A 19,370-nucleotide genomic window follows, 5' to 3' on the forward strand; every position below is an offset into this window, starting at 1 on the left:
TGCCGATGGGATGACGATCGCGGTGAACGGAGGCGAGCGACATGACGACACACGCACAGCAGACGACGACCACCGCTGCCCTGGACGAGGAACAGCGCTACGACGTCGTGATCATCGGAGGCGGCGCCGCGGGACTGAGCGGAGCACTGACCCTGGCCCGCGCACGGCGGTCGGTCCTGGTGATCGACGCCGGACAGCCCCGGAACGCCCCGGCGGACGGCGTCCACGGGTATCTGGCGCGCGAGGGCACACCACCCGGGGAACTCCTGGCGGCCGGCCGCCAGGAGGTGATCGGTTACGGCGGCGAGATCGTGTCGGGCACCGCGGCGACCGCCGAGCGCCGCCCGGGCGGGGACTTCCGCGTCGCCCTCGCCGACGGGACCGCGGTCCTGGCGCAGCGGCTCCTGGTCACCACGGGCCTGGTCGACGAGCTGCCCGCGGTCCCCGGTGTGGCCGAACGGTGGGGGCGTGAGGTGCTGCACTGCCCGTACTGCCACGGATGGGAGGTACGCGACCAGCGGATCGGCATCCTGGGGACCGGTCCCCTCGCCGTCCACCAGGCACTGATGTGGCGGCAGTGGAGCAGCCACGTCACTCTCTTCCTGCACACCGCGCCGGAACCGGGTGACGAGGAGTACGAGAAGCTCGCCGCCCGCGACATCACGGTCGTCACCGGCGAGGTGTCCGGTCTGATGACGGGCGGCGACGACCGGCTCTCCGGCGTGCGGATGGCCGACGGCCGGAAGGTCGCGTGCCAGGCGCTCGCGATCACCCCGCGACTCACCGCCCGCTCGGCGATCCTTGCCGGCCTCGGCCTCGAGATCACCGAGCAGGAGATGGGCGGCCAGGTGCTCGGCAGCTACATCGCCGCCGATCCTCTGGGCGCCACCGCGGTGCCCGGCGTGTGGGTGGCCGGCAACGTCACCGGCCTGTTCGAGCAGGTCATCGGATCCGCTGCCGCAGGAGTGCGAGCGGGCTCGGCGATCAACGCCGACCTGACGGCCGAGGACACCGACCGGGCCGTCGCCGCCCGTCGCGCCCCCTTCTCCCCGCAGGTGGAGCGCGAGGTGTGCGAACGCGTTCTCGGCGACCGCCGGCACGGCTTGTGATCCGGCCCCACCGGATCCGAACTCATTCGGCCCAGCTACGCACCATCCCCAACGACACCGCAGATCTGACGAAGGATGCCCCGATGACCGATCACCTCGACCACGCCTCCGCCGAAGAGTTCTGGGACGCCCGCTACGGTTCCAGCGACCGGATCTGGAGCGGCAACCCCAATGCCGCCCTGGTCCGCGAAACGGCCGGACTGACCCCGGGAAGCGCCCTGGACCTCGGATGCGGGGAGGGAGCCGACGCGCTGTGGCTGGCGCAGCAGAACTGGAAGGTCACCGCCGTCGACATCTCCCGGAAGGCACTGGAGCGAGGGGCCGAGCATGCGGCGGCCGCGGGTGTGGCCGACCGGATCGACTGGCAGCGGTGCGATCTGGCGGTGTCGTTCCCCATCGGCGCCTTCGACCTGGTCTCCGCCCACTTCCTGCACTCGCCCGTCACGATGCCGAGGGAGCAGATCCTGCGCAGCGCCGCGGCGGCCGTCGCCCCGGGCGGTGTGCTGCTGGTCGTCGGGCACGCCGGATCCCCTTCCTGGGTGGCCGACAAGGGTCACGCCCCGCACTTCCCCACATCTGAAGAGGTCTTCGCGGACCTCGATCTCCCGGCCGGGCAGTGGGAGGTGCTCCTCGCGGACGTCCACGAGAGCGGGATGACCGGTCCCGACGGGCAGCCCGCAACCCGCACGGACAACACCCTGAAGCTCCGGCGCTTGGCGCAGTGATCCCCTGCCCGTAGGACTCGCCTCGCCCCCGTCGGTAGGTGCCGACGGGCCGGGTCACCTGGACAGCGGGAAGCGGCGGCAGCAGGACGGTCAGCGCGATCAGCACCGCGATGCTCAGGACACCCATCACCCCTGTTCGGTGGTGTTCGTTCGAAAGGCCATGGGTCCATGGAACAGTCGCAGTCCGCTGCGATCCGGCGGGTTTTCGACCTCACCCTGAGCGTTCGCGAACGAGCCGTCACGTCAGCGATGCCGATGAGCCGTTCAGCCGGAGGCTCCGTCGGCATCGGCGGCCTCGGCGGCGGTACGCTCGGCCCGGCGCGCGACGGCGCGCAGCACCTCGAGCCTGATGAACGCGGCACCGCCCAGCCGGATGAAGAGCCAGTAGGGGCGGAAGATCCGTCGCGAGCGGGCGTCGGTGGCCCGCACCCTGGTCTCGAAGGAGACGACGGTGGCGTCACCGTCGGGCACCACCCGCAGACTCATGGCCGCCTTCGCCCACCCCGGCTCCGCGAATCGGGCGAAGGCATCGGCGTCGCCCGGCTCGATCGGTGCGGACGGGGGCCGAAGCCGCCAGAACTTGGCGACCATGCCCTTGACCAGCTCCGCTCCCTCCACGGTGCTGAGGGTCGGCGTCGGGAACGTGTCGAGAAACGGGCCTTTGAGCCGGTTCCGGCCGGTCGTCCGCAGCAGCATCAGCCGGCGCGAGACGGGGAGTTCCTCGGCGGTGACGTCGAGCAGGGCCCGCCATACGGTGGCCGGGTCCGCCGCGATGTGCCGGGTGAAACAGGAGCGGAAGTCGTGGACCGGAAGCAGGCGGTCGAGTTCCATCGGGTCACTCCGGAGTGTCGAGCCCGGCGGCCACCGCGTCGGCCAGCCGCCGGGGCAGGTCCGACGGCGGTGTGCCGCCGAGCATGAACAGATGGACGAAGACGGTGCCGAGCAGTTGCGCGTGCGCCAGTACCGGATCGGACCCGCTGCGGATCTCACCCCGCTGGGTGGCCCGTTCGAGGATCCGGGCCAGTACGTTCTGCTGACGGTCGATGAACGTGGCGGCGAACCGGGTCGCCAACTCCGGGTCGGCGGCGATGTCGGCGATCAGCCCCGGCAGCGCCTTCCGCGCGTGCGGCGCGGACAGCAGGACGATGATCTGCTCGACGAGAGCGGTCAGATCGGCCCGCAGACCGCCGAGGTCGGCGGGCGGGGCGATCTCCGTCCCGTGCACCACGGCCACGAACACCATCTCGGCCTTGGACCGCCACCGCCGGTAGATCCCCGCCTTGCCGACCCCCGCCCGGGCCGCGACGCGGTCGATGCTCAACTGCTGGTACCCGACCTCGTCCAGGATCCCCCGTACGGCGTCACTGACCGCCGCGTCGACCTTGCCGTCCCGCGGGCGTCCTCGGTTCATGGCCTCAGCATAAACGAAACGGATCGATCCGTAAATGAACCGGCGAGGACAACGGGCCCGATGCGCCCGGGGCTCACACGTCCCGGCGCCGCACGACAACGATGGCGACGACCACCGACACCAACGCCCAGCAGCCGAGGGCGATCCAGGACCCGGTGATCGTTGCCGGGTACTTACCCGGGTCGAAGTACGGGTTGTCCGGGTTCTCCTTCAGCCGGTCCACCGCGGCGATGGGCAGGCAGTGGCCGATCTCCTTGAGGAGCTTGTACCGGTCACCGCCGAACATCAGGGGAGCGATGAACAGCAGGGACACCAGGCCGACGATCGTGGCCGTGGCGTGCCGGATGACGGCGGCGAAGGCGATGCCGATGAGGGCCGACACCGGGACGATCAGCGCGTACGCCGTGACGGCGCGCAGACAGCCGGGGTCGTTGATCGAGAGGCCGACATGGCGTGAGGCCAGCATGGCGTTGGTGCCGAAGAAGGACGCCGTCGAGATGATCACGCCCATGACGAGGGTGACCGCGGTGACGACGACCACCTTGGCCGCCACCACCGCTCGCCGGTCGGGTACGGCGGCGAACGTCGTACGGACCATTCCGGTGGCGTACTCGCCGAAGATCGAGATGGCGCCGACGCTGGCCGCCGCGAGCATCATGAGGTAGACGGCGATGCTGTTGAGACCGTGGAAGAGCGGGTCGTACCGGTACGGGGGCATCCCCGGCCTCGCGGACTGGTCGATGTAGGTCAGGTCGGTGTGGACGGCGTTGAGATTGACCGCGATGGCGACCAACGCGCTGACCACCAGCACCCAGTAGGTCGACCGGAGCGACCGCATTTTGATCCACTCGGCCGCGAGCAGGTCCACGAACCGCACCGCGGGATCGGTCATTCGCGCCGGCGGCGTTACGGCGGTCGAGGTCATCGTGCTCATCGGGGATCTCCTGCGAGGTATTCAACGCTGTCGGCGGTGAGTTCCATGAACGCGGTCTCCAGCGAAGAGGTCTGGGTCGCGAGTTCGTGCAGCATGATGCGGTGCAGGTGGGCGAGTTCGCCGATCCGGGCCGCACTCAGTCCGGCCACCCGCCCCACCGTGCCGCTCTCATGACGCACCGACGCACCCTCGGCGGTCAGTACGGTTGCCAGCGCGTCGAGTTCGGGCGTCTGCACGGTCACGCCCGTGCCGGTGCTGCGGGCCGAGAAGTCCTCCAGGCTCTGGTCGGCGATGAGCCGGCCCTGACCGATCACGATCAGATGATCGGCGGTGTGCTCCATCTCGCCCATCATGTGGCTGGAGACGAACACGGTGCGGCCCTCGGACGCCAGCCGTCGGAACAGGCCGCGCACCCACAGCACGCCTTCCGGGTCCAGGCCGTTGAGCGGTTCGTCGAACAGCAGCACCGGAGGATCACCGAGCAGAGCGCCCGCGATGCCCAGCCGCTGCTTCATCCCGAGGGAGAACCCGCCGATGCGGCGCCGCGCCGCCTTGGCCAGCCCGACCTCCGCCAGGACATCGTCCACGCGGTGCAGCGGGATGCGGTTGCTGCGCGCCAGGGCGGACAGATGCGCCGCGGCGCTGCGCCCGCCGTGCACGTCCTGCGCGTCCAGCAGCGCGCCGACATGGCGCAGTCCGCGCGGCCGGTCCGCGAACGGGACCCCGTCGACGGTGACGGACCCGCCGGTCGGGGTGTTCAGTCCCAGGATCATCCGCAGAGTGGTGGACTTGCCCGCACCGTTCGGGCCGAGGAATCCGGTCACCTGTCCAGGTCGCACGGTGAAGGTCAGGGTTTCGACGGCGAGGGTGTCGCCGTAGCTCTTGGTCAGTCGGTCGGCTTCAATCACGATGCCAACGGTGCCGGTCCGGCAACCGGTGCCGCATCGGGCCGGCGGCCACCTTCCGCAAGTGCCGAGGTGGCCCCGGGGACTACATCCACGGGCCAATGCGCAGGTGGAGGCCGGTGACCTACGATCGGGCCATGACCGTCACCCACCGTCCTCCATTGCTGAAGCGCTTGCCCATGGGCGTGTGGGTCGGCGCCTTCTGGTCGACGCTCATCCTTGTGCGCTCCTTCCAACGGCCGGACGAGTTCCGTCATCTGACCGAACTCGACGGCAACATCGAGGGTGGCCCGCTGCTCATCGTCGCGGTCGTCACCACCTTCGGCGCCCTGCTGCTGTTCCGCGCGCCGCTGGCGTCACTCGGCCTGGCGCTCGCGGGCGTCGTCGTCGCCCTCGGATCGCGTGTGGTGGAGGCGCCGATCGTGGTCTTCCTGCTGGCCGACGGAGTGGTGGGCTACATCGCGGCCACCCGCTCGCGCCGGATCTCGATCCTCGCCGCCATGCTGCCGGTCGTTCTGGTGACGGCTTTCACGGTCACCCGGCTGATACGCGAAGGGGACGCCGGGATCGCGGCGGAGGCCGCCGTCGCGTCGACCGCGGTCATCGCCTGGCTGATCGGCAACACGATCCACCAGAGCCGCGCCTACACCGAGACGCTGCGCTCCCGGGCCACTCAACAGGCGGTCACCGCCGAGCGGCTGCGGATCGCCCGCGAACTGCACGACATGGTCGCGCACAGCATCGGCATCATCGCCATCCAGGCGGGTGTGGCCAGCCGCGTCATGGACAGTCAGCCCGACGAGACCCGCAAAGCACTCGACGCCATCGAGGCCACCAGCCGCGAGACCCTGTCCGGGCTCCGGCGGACGCTGCGCGCGCTGCGCCAGTCGGATGCGGACTCGGCGCCCCTCGACCCGGCGCCGGGACTGGCCGACGTCGGACAACTGGTCGCGAAGACCAGGGAAGCCGGTGTGCGCGTCGACGTCCGGTGGCGCGGCGAACGCAGACCCGTGCCCGCCGACATCGACCTCTCCGCCTTCCGCATCATCCAGGAGGCGGTCACCAACGTCGTGCGGCACTCCGGCACCCGGGACTGCAGCGTGAGCGTCGACTACCGGGACGAGGAGTTGTCCATCGAGGTCGTCGACCTCGGCTGCGGCGGCGAGGGGGGAGCGGGGTACGGCATCGTCGGTATGCGCGAGCGGGTCAGCCTGTTGCACGGCGAATTCAGCGCCGGCCCGCGGCCCGAAGGCGGCTTCCGCGTCGCCGCACGGCTCCCGGTGCCCGCCGGGGCCGGGATGGCCGGGGTGACCGCCCGATGATCCGCGTCATCCTCACCGACGACCAGCCCCTGGTCCGCACCGGCCTGCGCGTCCTGATCGCCGACACCCCCGACATCGAAGTCGTGGGGGAGGCCGCGAACGGCGCCGAGGCGGTGTCCCTGGCCACGGAACTGCGCCCCGACGTCGCCGTCATGGACATCCGCATGCCCGTGCTGGACGGCATCGGAGCCGCGCGACTCATCACCGAGGACCCGCAGTTGCCGACGCGCGTCCTCGTCCTCACCACGTTCGACGACGACGAGTACGTCTACGCCGCGCTGCGCGCCGGAGCGAGCGGATTCCTCGTCAAGGACATGCCGCTGGAGTCCATTCTCGACGGGATCCGAGTCGTTGGCGCCGGTGACGCCCTGATCGCCCCCAGTGTCACCCGCCGCCTCATCGCGGAGTTCGCCGGCCGCCCCGAGCCCACCACCCCGCACCCCGCCCCGGTGGACGGCGTCACCAACCGCGAGCGCGAGGTCCTGACACTCGTGGGCCGCGGTCTGTCCAACACCGAGATCGCCGAGGAACTCGTCATCAGCGTCTCCACCGCAAAGGCCCACGTCGCCCGCCTGTTCACCAAACTCGCCGCCCGCGACCGCGTCCACCTCGTCATCATCGCGTACGAACTCGGCCTCGTATCCCCGCCCCGCTGACGCCTACTGCCAGGGCTTCCCGCCTTTCCCTGTATCAGGCGGCGGCCCATGCCGGGTCGCGTCCGGTGAGCGCGACGATGCGGTCGAGGAGCGGGGCGTCGGAGGGGATGGCGACGGCGGGGCCGAAGATGCCCTGGCGGGCGGGGGACTGTCCCGGGGCGGCCAGGGGCTCCACGAACTCGCGGCAGCCTTCGAGCGTTTGGACGTCGGCGGAGAACGGCTGCCCGGTGGCGCGGGCGATGTCCCAGCCGTGGATGGTCAGTTCGTTGAGGCCCACCCTGCCGATCATGCCGGCGGGCATCGTGACACCGCCGACCTCCGTCATCCCCTCCCAGGCGGCCGGATCGCGCCAGGCCTCGGCGAGGGTGGTGAGCTGCTCGGGGATGCGGGTGCGCCAGTCCGCGCCGAGCCGGGAGGCGTCGGGGGAGGGCGGTTGGGAACCCTCGCTGAGCGGCGTTTTCCGGGCGGCGATGAGGAAGGCGTGGGAGAGGCCGTCGACATGGTCGAGGAGGTCGCCGAGGGTGTACTTGGCACACGGTGTCGGCGCGGTGAGCTGTTCGTCGGGGATGGCGCTCAGCAGGTCCGCCAGTCGCTGGGCCGCGGGACCGAGGTCGAGCATCGCTGTCATGGGAGTGACTCCTTCGGCGCGTGTTCGCAGTATGCGTGGCAACGAAGGGGTAGACGGCATGGCGCCGCGGAACTCATCGGTCGCGCCGATGGTCGCGCCGATATTGTTTCGCGCGGCAGCCTGGAGGCCCCCGGACGGCCGCGTCCGACCTGGTGGAGCCCGGCCTAGTGGAGACTGCGCTGCATCCACGGCACGAGGTCGCGCTCCTCGTGCAGGAGGTACTGGTCGATCTCGCCGAGCACGAGCTGCGTGGTGAGCGTCATGCCCTCGACGGCCACCTTGCCGGCGATGACGTCGTCCAGACGGCTCAGCAGCTGAGCACCGTCCTCGCGATCGCGCACCACCGCCACGGAGGCCTTGTCGTGCCGCTCCAGAAGCGGGTGGACCGTCGCTTGTTTCGCCGCGTAGTGCGCCCGGAACGCCTCCCGGAACGCGGGCAGGCCCTCCGGTGCGCCCGTGGGAACCCTGTGCAGGTCCTGCAGGGTGGCCCGCAGGGCGCGGCTGCGGGCGATGAGAGCGTCCGTCGCGACGGTGTGAATCTCGTGCGCCTGCGCCTCGTCGTGCCGGCGCTTCTCGGCGTTGGCGTTGAATTCCGCCCCGTGCTGGTTGATCTCGTGCGGACCCTGGGGGTGGTCCTGCGACGGGCGGTTCTGCGACGCGTGGTCCTGATCCGAAGCGGTCATGGTGGGCGACACCTCCTGGTTGCATCCACTCACGCTGTCCTGGTACCCGCAATCCAGGAGCGGACGCCGCCGCGGACGCCACGTCCCCACGAATGGACGCCCGGCCGGGGCCGGGCGTGTCCAGGGTGATCGGGCCGGCTTCCGCCGCGCGCACGGATGGCCGTCCCCGGCATTCGCCGGCCCCTCCAGGACGACCATCAGTACTTTGTCCGCGTCGGATGTGGTCCCGGCGTCAGGACTCTCTCTTGTTCCTCATCATCATTCCTGCCGCCGCGAGGCCGAGCAGGCAGATGACGGCGCCGGTGATGATGTTGTTCCACATCGCGCCGGTCTCGGGGTGACGGATGACCACCCACGGGGAGACGATCAGCCAGACGCCGATCGCCGCGCACGCCAAACTCATGCCCTGCATGCGATCCGGGGCCATGGTCAGACACAGCGCCAACACGGCGACCGCGATGCCCATGATCAGGTTGTTCTGTGCCAACTGCGGGGACGTGGGCGCGAAGTGCACCGTCCAGGGCGAGATGGCGGCGTACAGCCCGGCCAGGAGCAGCAGTCCGTCGACTCCTACGATCCCCCGGCCTCCGAGCACGCGGGCGTAGCGATCACGCATTTCCGATACGTCCGGATGTGCTGCGATATCCCCCGGGCGGTGTGACACGTCGGCCATACGACTCGCCTCCTTCGGCTTATGCAAGTCTGACCGCGTTTGCGGTATCTACCGCGAGTCCATTGTGCGCCTAAGTTGCCGTTATGTGTAGGTTCTGCCGTGCCGTGCTGGCGGCCTCCGCCGGACGGGGTGTCCGACATGATGTTGGACACCATGTCCGACTGCCATTAACTTAGGAAATGTCCGATCTGGAGGGAGTGCGATTCGGAAACGCACCTCACCGGAAGGACCGGAAGGAGGAAGGAATGGCCTCGATCACCCGTCCCCGTTCGCAGCAGTCCCAGCGGCGCGCCGGCACCGAGCGCGTGGTGTTCGCCGCGGTGCAGCGCCTCCTCGACGCGGGGGAGTGCTTCACCGAACTGGGTGTTCGGCGCATCGCCAGCGAAGCGGGGATCGCGCGCTCCACCTTCTATCTCTGCTTCCAGGACAAGACCGAGGTCCTGATCCGGCTGACCGCCACGATGAAGGACGAACTCTTCAGCAGGGGCGCGGCCTGGCGCCCCACCGGTCCGGGCGGCGGACCCGAGGCGCTGGCCGCCGTCTACGCGGGCCGGCTCGCGTACTGCCGGGAGCGGGCGCCACTGCTGGCCGCCGTCGCGGAGGTCGCCGCGTACGATCCGGTCGTTCGCGAGGCCAGGGCGCAGGAGATCGAGCGCTTCGCGCACCACATCGCGTCGCTGCTGGAGGAGGAGCAACGCGAGGGCCGGCTCTCCGCGGACGTCGACCCGGTGACCGCCGGACAGGTGCTCGCCTAGGGCGGGGAGCAGGTCATCGCCCGTCAGGTGACGACCGGCGGCGCGGAGGACGACGCCAAGGTCGCCCGCGAGATGGCGTACGGCCAATGGTTCGGCACCTACCGCCGCCGGCCTGGCCCTGACGGGACGCCGACCTGAGCCTGGCACCGAAGTGATCATCCCTGCGATGCTGATGCCCCGGACCGGCTGGAGGGGTGTTCGTCCTGATACCAAGCACGACGGGGAGCCGATGAGCACGCGGTCGGCACGTCCGCCCAAGGCCTTCGGCTATCTGACCGTCATGTCCGTCGTCATGATCGTCGTGGGGCTGGGCGGATTCATCATCACCCTGGTGTTCACCATCCCCGGTCACGCCAAGGTGACATCGTCCCTGAAAAGTCGCGGAGTTGAGGCTCAGGGCACGGTGACGAGGTGCCAGCAGGGCACCACCGACGAGAACGGTGCAGAGTAACCCGTCACCTGCTGGGTACGGTTCACCCCGCCCGGCGGGCACTCCGTCGAATCGTCACTCGCCTTCAAGACGGAGCGAGTGGGCGACGGCACGGCCATGGCGATCGTGTACGACCCGGAGGACACGGCCGTCGTCGCCCGCCCCTCGGACCTCGGCTACTGGAACTCACTCGTCCGGAATTCGTTGGACGTGGTTCTGCTGGCCATCTCCGCCGTCATGGTCCCCCTCGCAATCGCGGGGCTCCTTCTGCGGCGCTTCCTCTCGCGGTTCAGCCTGCGGCCGGTGCGGAACCTGGCGCCCCGCCCCTGAAAACGCCCCCTGAACGCCCCTGAGAAACGGCAGGGAAAACGGCACTGGCCGCCGGTGGTCACCGGCGGCCAGAACGTTCGAGCGGGGTGTGTCAGTGGTTCGCGACACCGTTGCCCGACAGGACCGGGATCTGGTCCAGGATGTGCGACAGCGGCTCGTCGCCCTTGATCTGCGACGAGTTCTCGGTGCACTGCTGGTTCTGCGGCGAGGACAGGACGTTGATGTCCTGCACGCTGATCGGGACCAGGCCGACGAGCGAACCGACGTTGGCCTTCGCCGGCAGGCCGATGCAGGGCTTGTTGAGCGAGCCCTGGATGAGGCCGAACGAGGGGCTCATGTAGCCGCTCGTGTAGGTGTTGCCGTACGACTGCTCGGAACCGTTGCCGTTGGTGGTGCTGGCGCCGCCCGAGTCGCCGATCGCCATCGCGGGCGCGGCCATCGCGGCGGTGGCGCCGACGACGGTGACAGCCACCGCGGCCGTGGCGAGGAACTTCTTGATCATCACAAGTCCTTTTTGTGCGAAATTGACCTGGTACCGGGTCTGCCTGATCAACTGTCCCGCGCGGATTTGGTTATGGGGCTTCACCCGTATGGAGGCAAACGAAAGGGGCCCCTGGGACTTGGAGTCCAAGTCCCAGGGGCGCCGGGGATCCTGCGTGCTGAGGTGTTGTCAGGCGGCGTATTGACGTTGATGGGTGCAGGGATCCGCGGCGAGTCCCGAGAGCTCTTCCTCCGCGACAGCCGGACCGGCCTGGAGCGCGGCGCTGACCAGGGTGATGAGCAGGTCGATGTCGGTGCGGCAGTCGAGCCGGACGGTCACCCAGCCGGAACCGTGGTGCACCCGCAGCGCGGTGGACTCGCTCAGCGCCGGCAGCAGTTTGGCGACCATGGTGCGGGACAGGTGCACCTCGGCTTCCTGCGCGCTGTGGAAATGGACTATCTCCTGGGCGCCTGTGCGCACGCAGTACTCACTGCCGCAACTGGCCCGGCCACCGGTGAGACCAGGCCAGCTCATCAGCTGTTCCCTGGCATGTCTGGCAGAGTTCATGGCATCAGCCTGCCGCAGATTCCCCGTCGCGCACAGAGGTTGGGGGCGCCATCCGGCCGCCGGTAGGCCGCCGTATGCAACGTCACTGGTCAGGGCCGCCGAATGCGGCCGAAATTCTTGCTGTGGTCGATGCCGTTCTGCCCTCCGGGGATGTGTGACCGGAGGGCGGCCGTGGGTTCGTCGAATGTCACGAAGGCTGACCTGTCCGGGTGAAATCTGCCCTGCATGAGGGTGTGCCTCGCCCCATGAGTGGTCCGAGTGTGCCTGCCGGTGGAACGTTGCCCGCTCGACGGCCCGTGTCGATGCGACCGTCCCGAGCCGAAGCCCATACAGCACGACAGCAAAGGTCTGGCATGCAGAAAATTCGAAGTGCCCTCGTCCTGGGTCTCACTGCCGCTGCGGCGATGGCCCCCACCGTGGCCATCGCCGTACCCCTGGTCACCGACTCCGGCTCCTCCCATCACCGCAGCGTGCTCCCCCGTTCCGGCCACGGCGACACCTCCTGGACCGACTGGTACGGGTGGAGCGACTGGAACCTCTGGAAGGACTGCGGCCACGGTCCGTGCGGGCCCACCGATCACGCCGGTGACACTCACAAGGAGGAGCACGCGAAGGGCGGCTACGGCAGCGATTCCGGTGGCAGCACCGGGGGCTCCAGCTCGGGCGGCTACGGCAGCACCTCGGGCGGTTCCAGCGGCGGTTCGTCGGGCGGTTCCGGCGGGTCCTCCGGCGGCCACAGCACCGGTGGTTCGACGACCGGCGGTTACGGCAGCACCACGGGCGGTTCGTCCGGCGGTTCGTCCGGCGGGTCCAGCGGCGGATCCTCGGGTGGCACCCATGGCGGGACCACCGGCGGGACGCACGGTGGAACGACCGGCGGCTCCACGTCCTCGGGCGGTAGCAGTTCGGGTGGCACCAGCGGTGGGTCCTACGGCGGGACGACCGGTGGCAGCACGTCCACGGGCGGTTCCACCGGCGGTACCCACGGTGGGACGACCGGCGGCACCCATGGCGGAACGACCGGCGGAACGCACGGTGGCACCACGTCCTCGGGTGGTTCCTCGTCGTCCGGTGGCTCGTCGTCCTCCGGCGGCACTTCGTCCTCGGGCGGCACTTCGTCGTCCGGTGGCACTTCGTCGTCCGGCGGCACCTCGTCCTCGGGTGGTTCCTCGTCCTCCGGCGGCTCGTCGTCCTCCGGCGGTTCCTCCTCTTCGGGCGGCACCAGCACGACCGGTGGCAGCACGTCCACGGGCGGTACCTCTGGTGGCACTCACGGTGGAACGACCGGTGGCAGCCACGGTGGAACGACCGGCGGCAGCCATGGTGGGACGACCGGCGGGCTCGCCGAAACGGGTCTGGGTGGCAACGAGCTGGGGCTGGAGATCGCCGCGGCAGCCAGCCTGGTCGCCGGTGGTGTCTTCGTGGTGGCAACCCGCCGCCAGCGCCGTCAGCAGTAGCCGGCCGTTGTCCAACGGCGTCGCGTGAGCGGCGCCAGGGAGACCGTCGGATCCCCGGATCCCGTCCGCCCGGATGCGCTGAGCGCTCCGGGCGGACGGGCCGAACCTCCCGACCTCCCGCAAGAGATCAGCTGACGAATCAGCCGGCGCATCAGCCGGTGAGGTCGACCGGCACTGTCAGAAGATGCGTGCCGTTTCGTTGCCGGAGTGTCCGGCGGTGGACCCGGTGCTTCCCGTCCGGTCAGAACGGCCCGGCCGTGGGGCGCTCAGAGGTGCGCGTCCAGGAACGCCGTGAGCTGCTCGCGGGTCATCGGTCCGGTCCCGGTCGCCGTCACCTCTCCTTGGACGAGCAGGAGAAAGGTGGGTGCGCCGGTCACGCCGTAGCGCTTGGTGGCCGCGGGGCAGCGGGTGATGTCGGTCTTCACGGTGGTGAGACGGTCCCCGTACGCGCCGGCCAGTTCGCGCACGATGGGGTCCATCTCCTTGCACGCCTCCGACCAGATCCCCCAGAAGTAGGCGAGCACCGGTCCGTCGGCCCTCGCGAGGATGAAGTCGAACTCCTCGTTCTCCATCGGTTGGTGGACCCGGCTGGCCATCGACTCTCCTTGTATTGCGATCGGTACGGCAGCGATCGTCCCGGCCCGCTCCCGCGGGCTCGCTGCTGTGCCACATCACATCACGAGGTCAGTTGGCCAGCGCTCCCAGCAGGATCAGGAGGACGATCAGCGCCGCCACGATGATCATGGAGTTGCGGAGGGCGTGCGACTCCTTGGGAATCGCCGGCGGCGGTGGAGGCGGCAGAACGACGTTGAAGTCGTCCTGGCCGGTACGCCCCGCGCGCTCGCACCAGGGGCAGGCGTGCAGATGCGAGCTGTAGGTGTGGCGGGGCCGGACGGGGCAGCTCTGGACCCGGCCGCGTTCGTGGTCCAGCGCCCGCAGCCAGTCCTCGGCGGAGGGACGGGCCTGCGGGTTCGACACGCCGGGGCCGAAGGCGGCGCGGGCGAGGTTCAGCAGGGTCGGCGGCAGGACGGCCGGGTCGATGACCCCGCGCGGGACGATGATCCGCTCCGGCTGGACCACGTACGAGCAGCTGGCGGCGATGTTGTCCTTGACGGTCGACTGCGAGTCGCTGTCGTGCGGCACACCCCCGAAGGGATGGTTCCCCACCGTCAGCAACTGGTAGACGAGCACGGCGAGCGCGAAGTCGTCGCTGGCCGGAGTGGCCGGCCCGCCCTTCTGCCGCTCCGGGGCGCAGTAGTCCGCGGTCTGCATCAGGCAGGGGAAGTACTCCTGGGTGGCGGGATCGGTGAAGGCGATGGAGTCGCAGTCCAGGAACGTGACGAAGCCGTTCGCGTCGACCACGACGTTGTTGCTGGAGAAGTCTCCGACGACCAGGCCCTCGTGGTGCATCCGGGCGGTCATGAAGGCCAGGTTCCAGCTGACGCCCAGCAGGAATCGCCAGTCCACCCGCTCGGGGAACAGCCGCAGCCGCTGCGCGCGGGTGAACAGCCCGACCAGGCGGATGTGCTGCGGCTCGCCGAACCGGTTCATGGCGTAGCCGAGGAAGTCTCCGCCGGGGCTGCGCGCCGGAGCCGTCGGCCAGGCCAGCTCGGACGGCTGGGCGCGGTCGGTGGGCCGGCCGCCCAGCGGGGTCATCGTCAGCATCCGGGCCAGCCGTCGTTCCTGCTCGGGCCCGGGGGTGTCCCGGTAGAGCTTGACGACGATCCCGTCGTTGCCGACCACGGTGTACACGGCGGCCTCGCCGCCGCTCTTGAGCGGCTGCTCGGAGAGTTCCACCGGCAGGCCGTTCAGCAGAATCCTGTGCCCGGTCATGGGCGCACCGCCCTCAGCAGCGTCTTGTCGTCGGCGTTGACCGCGGTCAGCTTGTCCGACCGCAGGAGTACGGCCAGCGCCTCGTCGTCCTCGTCAGGGTCGTCACCGGGGGAGTCGAGCGTCCGCAGCATCGCGGCGACGAAGGACGCCCTTGGTTGGTGCGGCTGCCCGTCCACCCAGGTCAGGGCGATCTGCGCGAGTCCGTCCGTCGACAGCAGCACACCGTCGACCTCGGGGTCGCGGACGCAGGCGGTACGCACCCACCGCTCCGCGTCCGTCGAGGTGAGGAACACGGTCTCGTTGCTGTACTCGCTGGCCGCGGCCGGCTGGGGCAGCAGATGGAACTGCGGCACACCGTCCACGGTCCCGGCCCTGAGGACGACGAAGCCGTCGCCGACGCTGAGATAGCCGATCCATCGCGGGGTGAGCACCGCCACCGTGAGCGTGGTGGCGAAGTCGTTCGACTCGTCCCCGGTGCGCCGCAGGAACTCGTCGCGGACGTCCAGGAACGCCTCGCGCAGCGCCGCGCGCACGCCGGAGGCGGTCGGGGGCAACTCGGCGGAACGCCGGGTGAAGCACTCGACGGCCAGCTGCACCGCGAGCGCCGAGCCCTCGTCGGAGCGGGCGCGGCTGCCCGCTCCGTCGGCGACCGCCAGTACCGTCACCGAATCCTCCGGCGGTCCGGAGACCGTGTACAGCCAGGAGTCCTGGCACGGGGTGCCGGTCCGCCGGTGGCGGTAGCCCTCGACGCTGACGCCGCGGACCCGCCACTGCGCGCCGGGGCCGCCGCTGCTGTCATCGTCCATGTGTCGTCTCCCAGTACCCGTCAGTACTCTTCAGGTCCCGTCGGTTCCGGTCCGGATCAGGATTCCCAGGCGGGCCGCTGGGTCTTGAACTGACTGAAGATCTTCTCGAAGACCTCGTCCCCCGCGCCCCTCTGCTCGGCGTTGGCGCTGGCCGACATCATCTGCAGCAGCTCGCGGAACGGGAATCCGTGCAGCCGGGCGTTGAACGTCGGGGCGAAGGCCCGCAGGACCTCCTCGCCCCGGTCGGTGATACCGCCGACGCCGATCGCGTAGAGCCGGAACCGCCGCGCCCGCTGCTCCTCGGTGAGGACCGGGACGACGCGCCGCCAGGCATCGGTGGGGTGCCCGGTCGCGTCCGTCGGCAGGCCGTCGGTGACCAGACAGATCTGCGGACGGTAGAACTGCAGGCCGAGCTGGCGCAGTTCGGCCTTGCGGGCAGCGACGATCTGCACCGACAGCTCCAGCGCCTCGGCCATCAACGTGACCCCGGCCGCCTTCAGCTGCGGCGGCTGGAACAGGTGTGCGGGGACGAACGGACTGACCGGGCTGTTGTACGGCAGCAGATTGGGGCCCTGCCAGGCACTCACCCCGGCGTCGCCGAAGGTCAGGACGGCGACCTCGACGCTGTAGCTGAGGCTGACGTCGTCGTGCAGTTCCCGGGTCCAGTCACGCAGCGCCTCGTTGAGGGAGGCGATGGGCGCGCCGAGCATCGAGTGCGAGGTGTCCAGACACAGGACGAGCGGGAGGCGCTGCGCGTTGTTCTCGATCTCGATGTCCGCGTACTGGTACGGCAGGGTGCTGGCCTGCTGGTTCACGCGCACGGTCATGGGGTGGGTGTTATCGCGCATGGTCTCTCCGTCGGGTGTCGGCCGGGAAGGCGAGCAGGACGTGCGGGTCGTGGGAATCGTCATGGGGGTCGGGGCGTGCCACGTCGACGGGCCCGCCCGTCCCCGGCGCGGATTCCGCGGGCTCCGACCACACCGCGCGGAACAGACACTCGTCGATCTCGACGTAGCCCTGCGGATGGAGGTCGGTGGCGACCGTGGCGCGACGCAGGTTTCCCGGCCGCGGTGCCCGGCGGGCTCCCGGCAGGTGCGTGGGCACGGTGGGGGCGCGGGATGCCATCGGATCGGCCTCGTGGCGGGATGCCGGGGCGTCGTGGTGTGCCGGGGCGTGGGCGGAGTGGCGGCCGGTGCCCGAACGGCGGACGGCCACCGCGAGCAGGGCGAGGAGCACCCCCAGGAGGGCGGTGATGGAGCCGGTGAGCAGCCAGTTGGTGTGCTCGCCGGCCGGTGTCTTCTCGCCCGGGCAGGGGCTTGTCGAGCTGGATCCCGGTTTGGTGGTGGCCGGTTTGCCGGTCGTCGGTTTGCCGCCGGGCGGCTGCTTGGCGGGCGTCGTCGTCTTGGGCGCGGTCCCGCCGGCGGACGGCGTCACACAGGTCGGTGACGTGGCCGGGCAGTGCGCCTTCGGGTCGGCGGGCTTCGCCGGGGCCGTCGTGCAGGACGCCGGTGGGTCGGCGGGTGCCGCTGCCGCCGGCACGGCGGCCGTGAGGCCGAGCAGCAGCACCGCTGTGAGGATCATGGCGATCGGACGACCGCGCTGCGCCGTGTCGGATGGCACGAGAGGCTCCCCAGCTCCTTCTACTCGCGGATTTCTACAGTTCGAAGACGCGGTGGCACCGGGTGAACATCTGGCGTGCGTGCTCGGTCCATTTGGTGGCGAGTACGCCGAACTGCTGATGGTTCATCCGGCAGGTGAGGGGAAGGGTGCAGACGCCGGCGAGGCACGGGCCCGGCCCTCGTACGTCCCAGACCGAGAGCATGGGGATCAGCTGCTCGGTGTTCCAGGCATTGGACGCCGCGGCGGCCAGAGCCAGTTGGTCGGGCTTGAGGATGTGACCGTCCGTCATGAAGGCCACCAGCAGATCCCTGGTCGCCATGAAGCGCACGGTCACCGGGTGGTCCGAGCCCGCCAGGTCGAACTCCAGCGAGATCGCGGCATCGTCCTCGGTCGACCGGTAGTGGCTCCGGTCCGCCCAGGCACGCACCAACCTCCGCCAGCTGGACCCGAGCTCCATCTCGCCGGTGGGCGCGGACTCAGAATCCGCCACGGCCCACCGCCTCTGCCACCATGCGGTCGGTCAGCCCGGCATCGAGGAGGGTCTGCGCGTGGAGCAGCAGGCAGGACGGTACGGACGTCACCGATCCCCGGCTGTGGTTACGCGCGTTGAGGTCGTCGGTGCGTACCCGGATGCCCTCGGCGACGGCGGGCGGCGGCCACGAGGGGACGGGTGCCGGTTCGGGATCGGGCTCCGGCGCGTCCGGTGCCGTTTCGCGGGGGAGGACCTCGTCCAGCAGCGCGGCTAGGTCCGGCCGGTCCTGCGGGGACTTGGCCAGGCAACGTTCCAGCAGGGGGCGGAGCCCCTCAGGGACACCGTCCAGCGCCGGCCGCTCATGGATGATCCGGTACATCACGCCGACGCCCGAGCCGAACGGCGCGACCCCGGTCGCGGCGAAGGCCAGCACCGCCCCGAGGGAGAAGACGTCGCTTGCCTGCTTCGCCACCTCGCCCCTGAACTGCTCCGGGGACATGAACGGCGGTGTGCCCATCACCGTTCCCACCTGGGTGATCGTGTTCGCGGCGGCGCCGAACAGCGAGATCCCGAAGTCGATGACCCGGGGGCCGTCCTCGGCCAGCAGGACGTTGGCAGGCTTGAGGTCGCGGTGCACGACGCCCGCGGCATGGATCGCCTGCAACGCCTCGACCAGCCCGGCAGCCATCACCCGCACCGCCGACTCGGCCAGCGGCCCGTCCGCCCGTACCGCCTCGGCGAGTGACGGACCGGGGACGTACAACGTGGCCAGCCACGGCGGATCGCCCTGGGTGTCGGCGTCGACGACGGCCGCGGTGAAGGCACCGCTGACCGCCCGCGCCGCCTCGACCTCCCGGGCGAAGCGGAGCCGGAATTCCGCGTCGGCGGCGAACTCGGGACGCACCACCTTCACGGCCAGCGCCCGGCCGCTCGCAGACCTGCCGAGGTACACCCACCCCATACCGCCCGAGGCGAGCCGACCGACAATGCGGTAAGGCCCCACCATTAGCGGATCACTTATCGGAGTCCGCACTCCGCCCCCTGTTCACGGCTTCCGTCCCTGGCTCGCCACAGGCAGTCCGCGCCCCGCCGTCGTGGTTGCTCAGAGTGTCCCGCAAAACGCATCAGGAAGTTATGGGAACCGTCGGATATTCTCGGGATCTCGCCGTGTTCGGACCGGCATTGGCGCCTGCCCGCCGATACGGGCCGTTCCAGCTCCGTCGGTCGAACACCTGACTCGGTCCCAGGCGCAATACCGGCCCCGACCGCCCCCGTGGGACGCGCAGGTCGCAACCGGGCCCGGTTCGAGCCTCATCCGGCAGCGTGCGTGGCGCCGGCCGGGAGGATCGGTCCCGGCCGGCGTTTCGCGTGGTCTCGCGTGATCAGTGGTCCTTGGTGAGGAATGCGCCGACGAACCGGCGGATCAGTTCGGCGGCGATCAGGGCCGGTACTACAGGGGCGGTTCGTGCCTGCTGATCGGGTGAGTCGTTGGTCAGGGCGTGGAGACGCAGCGGGACGTTGAGGTCTGGGCGGCGTGGTTCGAGGACTTCTTTGCTCGGATCGCGGGTCTGTT

General features: G+C 70.1%; 25 protein-coding genes. 8 read left to right on the forward strand and 17 right to left on the reverse strand.

Annotation, left to right across the window (positions count from 1 at the left end):
* Positions 1-41: 41 nt before the first annotated feature.
* Together O3W51_RS27630 and O3W51_RS27635 are read left to right on the forward strand one after the other, a co-directional pair.
* Positions 42-1,109, forward strand: coding sequence for an NAD(P)/FAD-dependent oxidoreductase (locus O3W51_RS27630; RefSeq protein WP_198357563.1), 1,068 nt, complete (start codon positions 42-44; stop codon positions 1,107-1,109).
* Between the two features lie 83 nt (positions 1,110-1,192).
* Positions 1,193-1,834, forward strand: a complete 642-nt coding sequence (locus O3W51_RS27635; RefSeq protein WP_198357564.1) for a class I SAM-dependent methyltransferase — start codon at positions 1,193-1,195, stop codon at positions 1,832-1,834.
* Positions 1,835-2,098: 264 nt separating this feature from the next.
* Here O3W51_RS27635 and O3W51_RS27640 read toward each other — a convergent pair whose 3' ends face one another.
* The 4 genes from O3W51_RS27640 to O3W51_RS27655 form a co-directional block, all read right to left on the reverse strand.
* Entirely contained in the window at positions 2,099-2,665 is a 567-nt protein-coding gene (locus O3W51_RS27640) for a hypothetical protein (RefSeq protein WP_138354396.1), read from the reverse strand.
* A gap of 4 nt (positions 2,666-2,669) precedes the next feature.
* Positions 2,670-3,245: a TetR/AcrR family transcriptional regulator gene (locus O3W51_RS27645; protein WP_138354397.1), complete on the reverse strand. Its 576-nt coding sequence runs from the start codon at positions 3,243-3,245 to the stop codon at positions 2,670-2,672.
* Between the two features lie 73 nt (positions 3,246-3,318).
* Entirely contained in the window at positions 3,319-4,179 is an 861-nt protein-coding gene (locus O3W51_RS27650) for an ABC transporter permease (RefSeq protein WP_138354398.1), read from the reverse strand.
* Positions 4,176-5,087 carry an ABC transporter ATP-binding protein gene (locus O3W51_RS27655; protein ID WP_198357566.1) on the reverse strand — a complete coding sequence of 304 codons (912 nt, stop codon included), beginning with the start codon at positions 5,085-5,087 and terminating at the stop codon, positions 4,176-4,178. The genes O3W51_RS27650 and O3W51_RS27655 overlap by 4 nt, the downstream gene beginning before the upstream one ends.
* 134 nt (positions 5,088-5,221) lie before the next feature.
* Here O3W51_RS27655 and O3W51_RS27660 point away from each other — a divergent pair, with 134 nt between their 5' ends.
* Complete coding sequence (locus O3W51_RS27660; protein WP_138354400.1) at positions 5,222-6,406, forward strand: sensor histidine kinase; 1,185 nt, start codon at positions 5,222-5,224, stop codon at positions 6,404-6,406.
* Positions 6,403-7,062 (forward strand): response regulator, encoded by a 660-nt coding sequence (locus O3W51_RS27665; protein WP_138354401.1) that lies wholly within the window; start codon positions 6,403-6,405, stop codon positions 7,060-7,062. Before O3W51_RS27660 ends, O3W51_RS27665 begins: the two co-directional genes overlap by 4 nt.
* A gap of 34 nt (positions 7,063-7,096) precedes the next feature.
* Here O3W51_RS27665 and O3W51_RS27670 read toward each other — a convergent pair whose 3' ends face one another.
* The 3 genes from O3W51_RS27670 to O3W51_RS27680 form a co-directional block, all read right to left on the reverse strand.
* On the reverse strand, positions 7,097-7,690 hold the full coding sequence (locus O3W51_RS27670) for a TIGR03086 family metal-binding protein (protein WP_138354402.1): 594 nt from the start codon (positions 7,688-7,690) through the stop codon (positions 7,097-7,099).
* Positions 7,691-7,854: 164 nt separating this feature from the next.
* Complete coding sequence (locus tag O3W51_RS27675) at positions 7,855-8,373, reverse strand: hypothetical protein (protein ID WP_138354403.1); 519 nt, start codon at positions 8,371-8,373, stop codon at positions 7,855-7,857.
* A 232-nt stretch (positions 8,374-8,605) separates the two neighbouring features.
* A complete protein-coding gene (locus tag O3W51_RS27680; RefSeq protein WP_138354404.1) occupies positions 8,606-9,046 on the reverse strand; it encodes an SPW repeat protein in 441 nt (146 codons plus the stop codon).
* A gap of 245 nt (positions 9,047-9,291) precedes the next feature.
* Here O3W51_RS27680 and O3W51_RS27685 point away from each other — a divergent pair, with 245 nt between their 5' ends.
* The 3 genes from O3W51_RS27685 to O3W51_RS27695 all read left to right on the forward strand — a co-directional run bounded on the left by O3W51_RS27685 (position 9,292) and on the right by O3W51_RS27695 (position 10,561).
* Entirely contained in the window at positions 9,292-9,801 is a 510-nt protein-coding gene (locus O3W51_RS27685) for a TetR/AcrR family transcriptional regulator (protein ID WP_269287645.1), read from the forward strand.
* Between the two features lie 229 nt (positions 9,802-10,030).
* Positions 10,031-10,252 (forward strand): hypothetical protein, encoded by a 222-nt coding sequence (locus O3W51_RS27690; protein ID WP_198357568.1) that lies wholly within the window; start codon positions 10,031-10,033, stop codon positions 10,250-10,252.
* A 78-nt stretch (positions 10,253-10,330) separates the two neighbouring features.
* On the forward strand, positions 10,331-10,561 hold the full coding sequence (locus O3W51_RS27695) for a hypothetical protein (protein ID WP_198357569.1): 231 nt from the start codon (positions 10,331-10,333) through the stop codon (positions 10,559-10,561).
* A 91-nt stretch (positions 10,562-10,652) separates the two neighbouring features.
* Here the strand turns inward: O3W51_RS27695 and O3W51_RS27700 are convergent, their stop codons facing one another.
* Positions 10,653-11,063: a rodlin gene (locus O3W51_RS27700; RefSeq protein ID WP_138354407.1), complete on the reverse strand. Its 411-nt coding sequence runs from the start codon at positions 11,061-11,063 to the stop codon at positions 10,653-10,655.
* 168 nt (positions 11,064-11,231) lie between these two features.
* A complete protein-coding gene (locus O3W51_RS27705) occupies positions 11,232-11,609 on the reverse strand; it encodes a luciferase domain-containing protein (RefSeq protein ID WP_138354408.1) in 378 nt (125 codons plus the stop codon).
* A 353-nt stretch (positions 11,610-11,962) separates the two neighbouring features.
* Here O3W51_RS27705 and O3W51_RS27710 point away from each other — a divergent pair, with 353 nt between their 5' ends.
* Positions 11,963-13,066, forward strand: coding sequence for a hypothetical protein (locus O3W51_RS27710; protein ID WP_269287646.1), 1,104 nt, complete (start codon positions 11,963-11,965; stop codon positions 13,064-13,066).
* A gap of 266 nt (positions 13,067-13,332) precedes the next feature.
* On the opposite strand, the gene O3W51_RS27715 is transcribed toward O3W51_RS27710, so the two are convergent.
* The 8 genes from O3W51_RS27715 to O3W51_RS27750 all read right to left on the reverse strand — a co-directional run.
* On the reverse strand, positions 13,333-13,662 hold the full coding sequence (locus O3W51_RS27715) for a thioredoxin family protein (protein ID WP_138354410.1): 330 nt from the start codon (positions 13,660-13,662) through the stop codon (positions 13,333-13,335).
* A gap of 88 nt (positions 13,663-13,750) precedes the next feature.
* Entirely contained in the window at positions 13,751-14,899 is a 1,149-nt protein-coding gene (locus O3W51_RS27720; RefSeq protein ID WP_138354411.1) for a hypothetical protein, read from the reverse strand.
* Entirely contained in the window at positions 14,896-15,705 is an 810-nt protein-coding gene (locus tag O3W51_RS27725; protein ID WP_138354412.1) for a PP2C family serine/threonine-protein phosphatase, read from the reverse strand. The genes O3W51_RS27720 and O3W51_RS27725 overlap by 4 nt, the downstream gene beginning before the upstream one ends.
* A 56-nt stretch (positions 15,706-15,761) precedes the next feature.
* Positions 15,762-16,553, reverse strand: a complete 792-nt coding sequence (locus O3W51_RS27730; protein ID WP_232485110.1) for a vWA domain-containing protein — start codon at positions 16,551-16,553, stop codon at positions 15,762-15,764.
* Entirely contained in the window at positions 16,543-17,325 is a 783-nt protein-coding gene (locus O3W51_RS27735) for a hypothetical protein (RefSeq protein ID WP_269287648.1), read from the reverse strand. Before O3W51_RS27735 ends, O3W51_RS27730 begins: the two co-directional genes overlap by 11 nt.
* A gap of 34 nt (positions 17,326-17,359) precedes the next feature.
* The gene (locus O3W51_RS27740) at positions 17,360-17,815 is read right to left on the reverse strand and encodes a hypothetical protein (RefSeq protein ID WP_244809647.1); all 456 of its coding nucleotides are present in this window, start codon (positions 17,813-17,815) and stop codon (positions 17,360-17,362) included.
* Positions 17,802-18,803 (reverse strand): serine/threonine-protein kinase, encoded by a 1,002-nt coding sequence (locus O3W51_RS27745; protein ID WP_187145154.1) that lies wholly within the window; start codon positions 18,801-18,803, stop codon positions 17,802-17,804. The genes O3W51_RS27740 and O3W51_RS27745 overlap by 14 nt, the downstream gene beginning before the upstream one ends.
* Before the next feature lie 376 nt (positions 18,804-19,179).
* A partial coding sequence (locus tag O3W51_RS27750; protein WP_269287649.1) for a hypothetical protein occupies positions 19,180-19,370 on the reverse strand: 191 nt, incomplete at its 5' end.

Source organism: Streptomyces sp. H39-C1 (assembly GCF_027158125.1).
GTDB classification, from domain to species: Bacteria; Actinomycetota; Actinomycetes; order Streptomycetales; family Streptomycetaceae; genus Actinacidiphila; species Actinacidiphila fildesensis.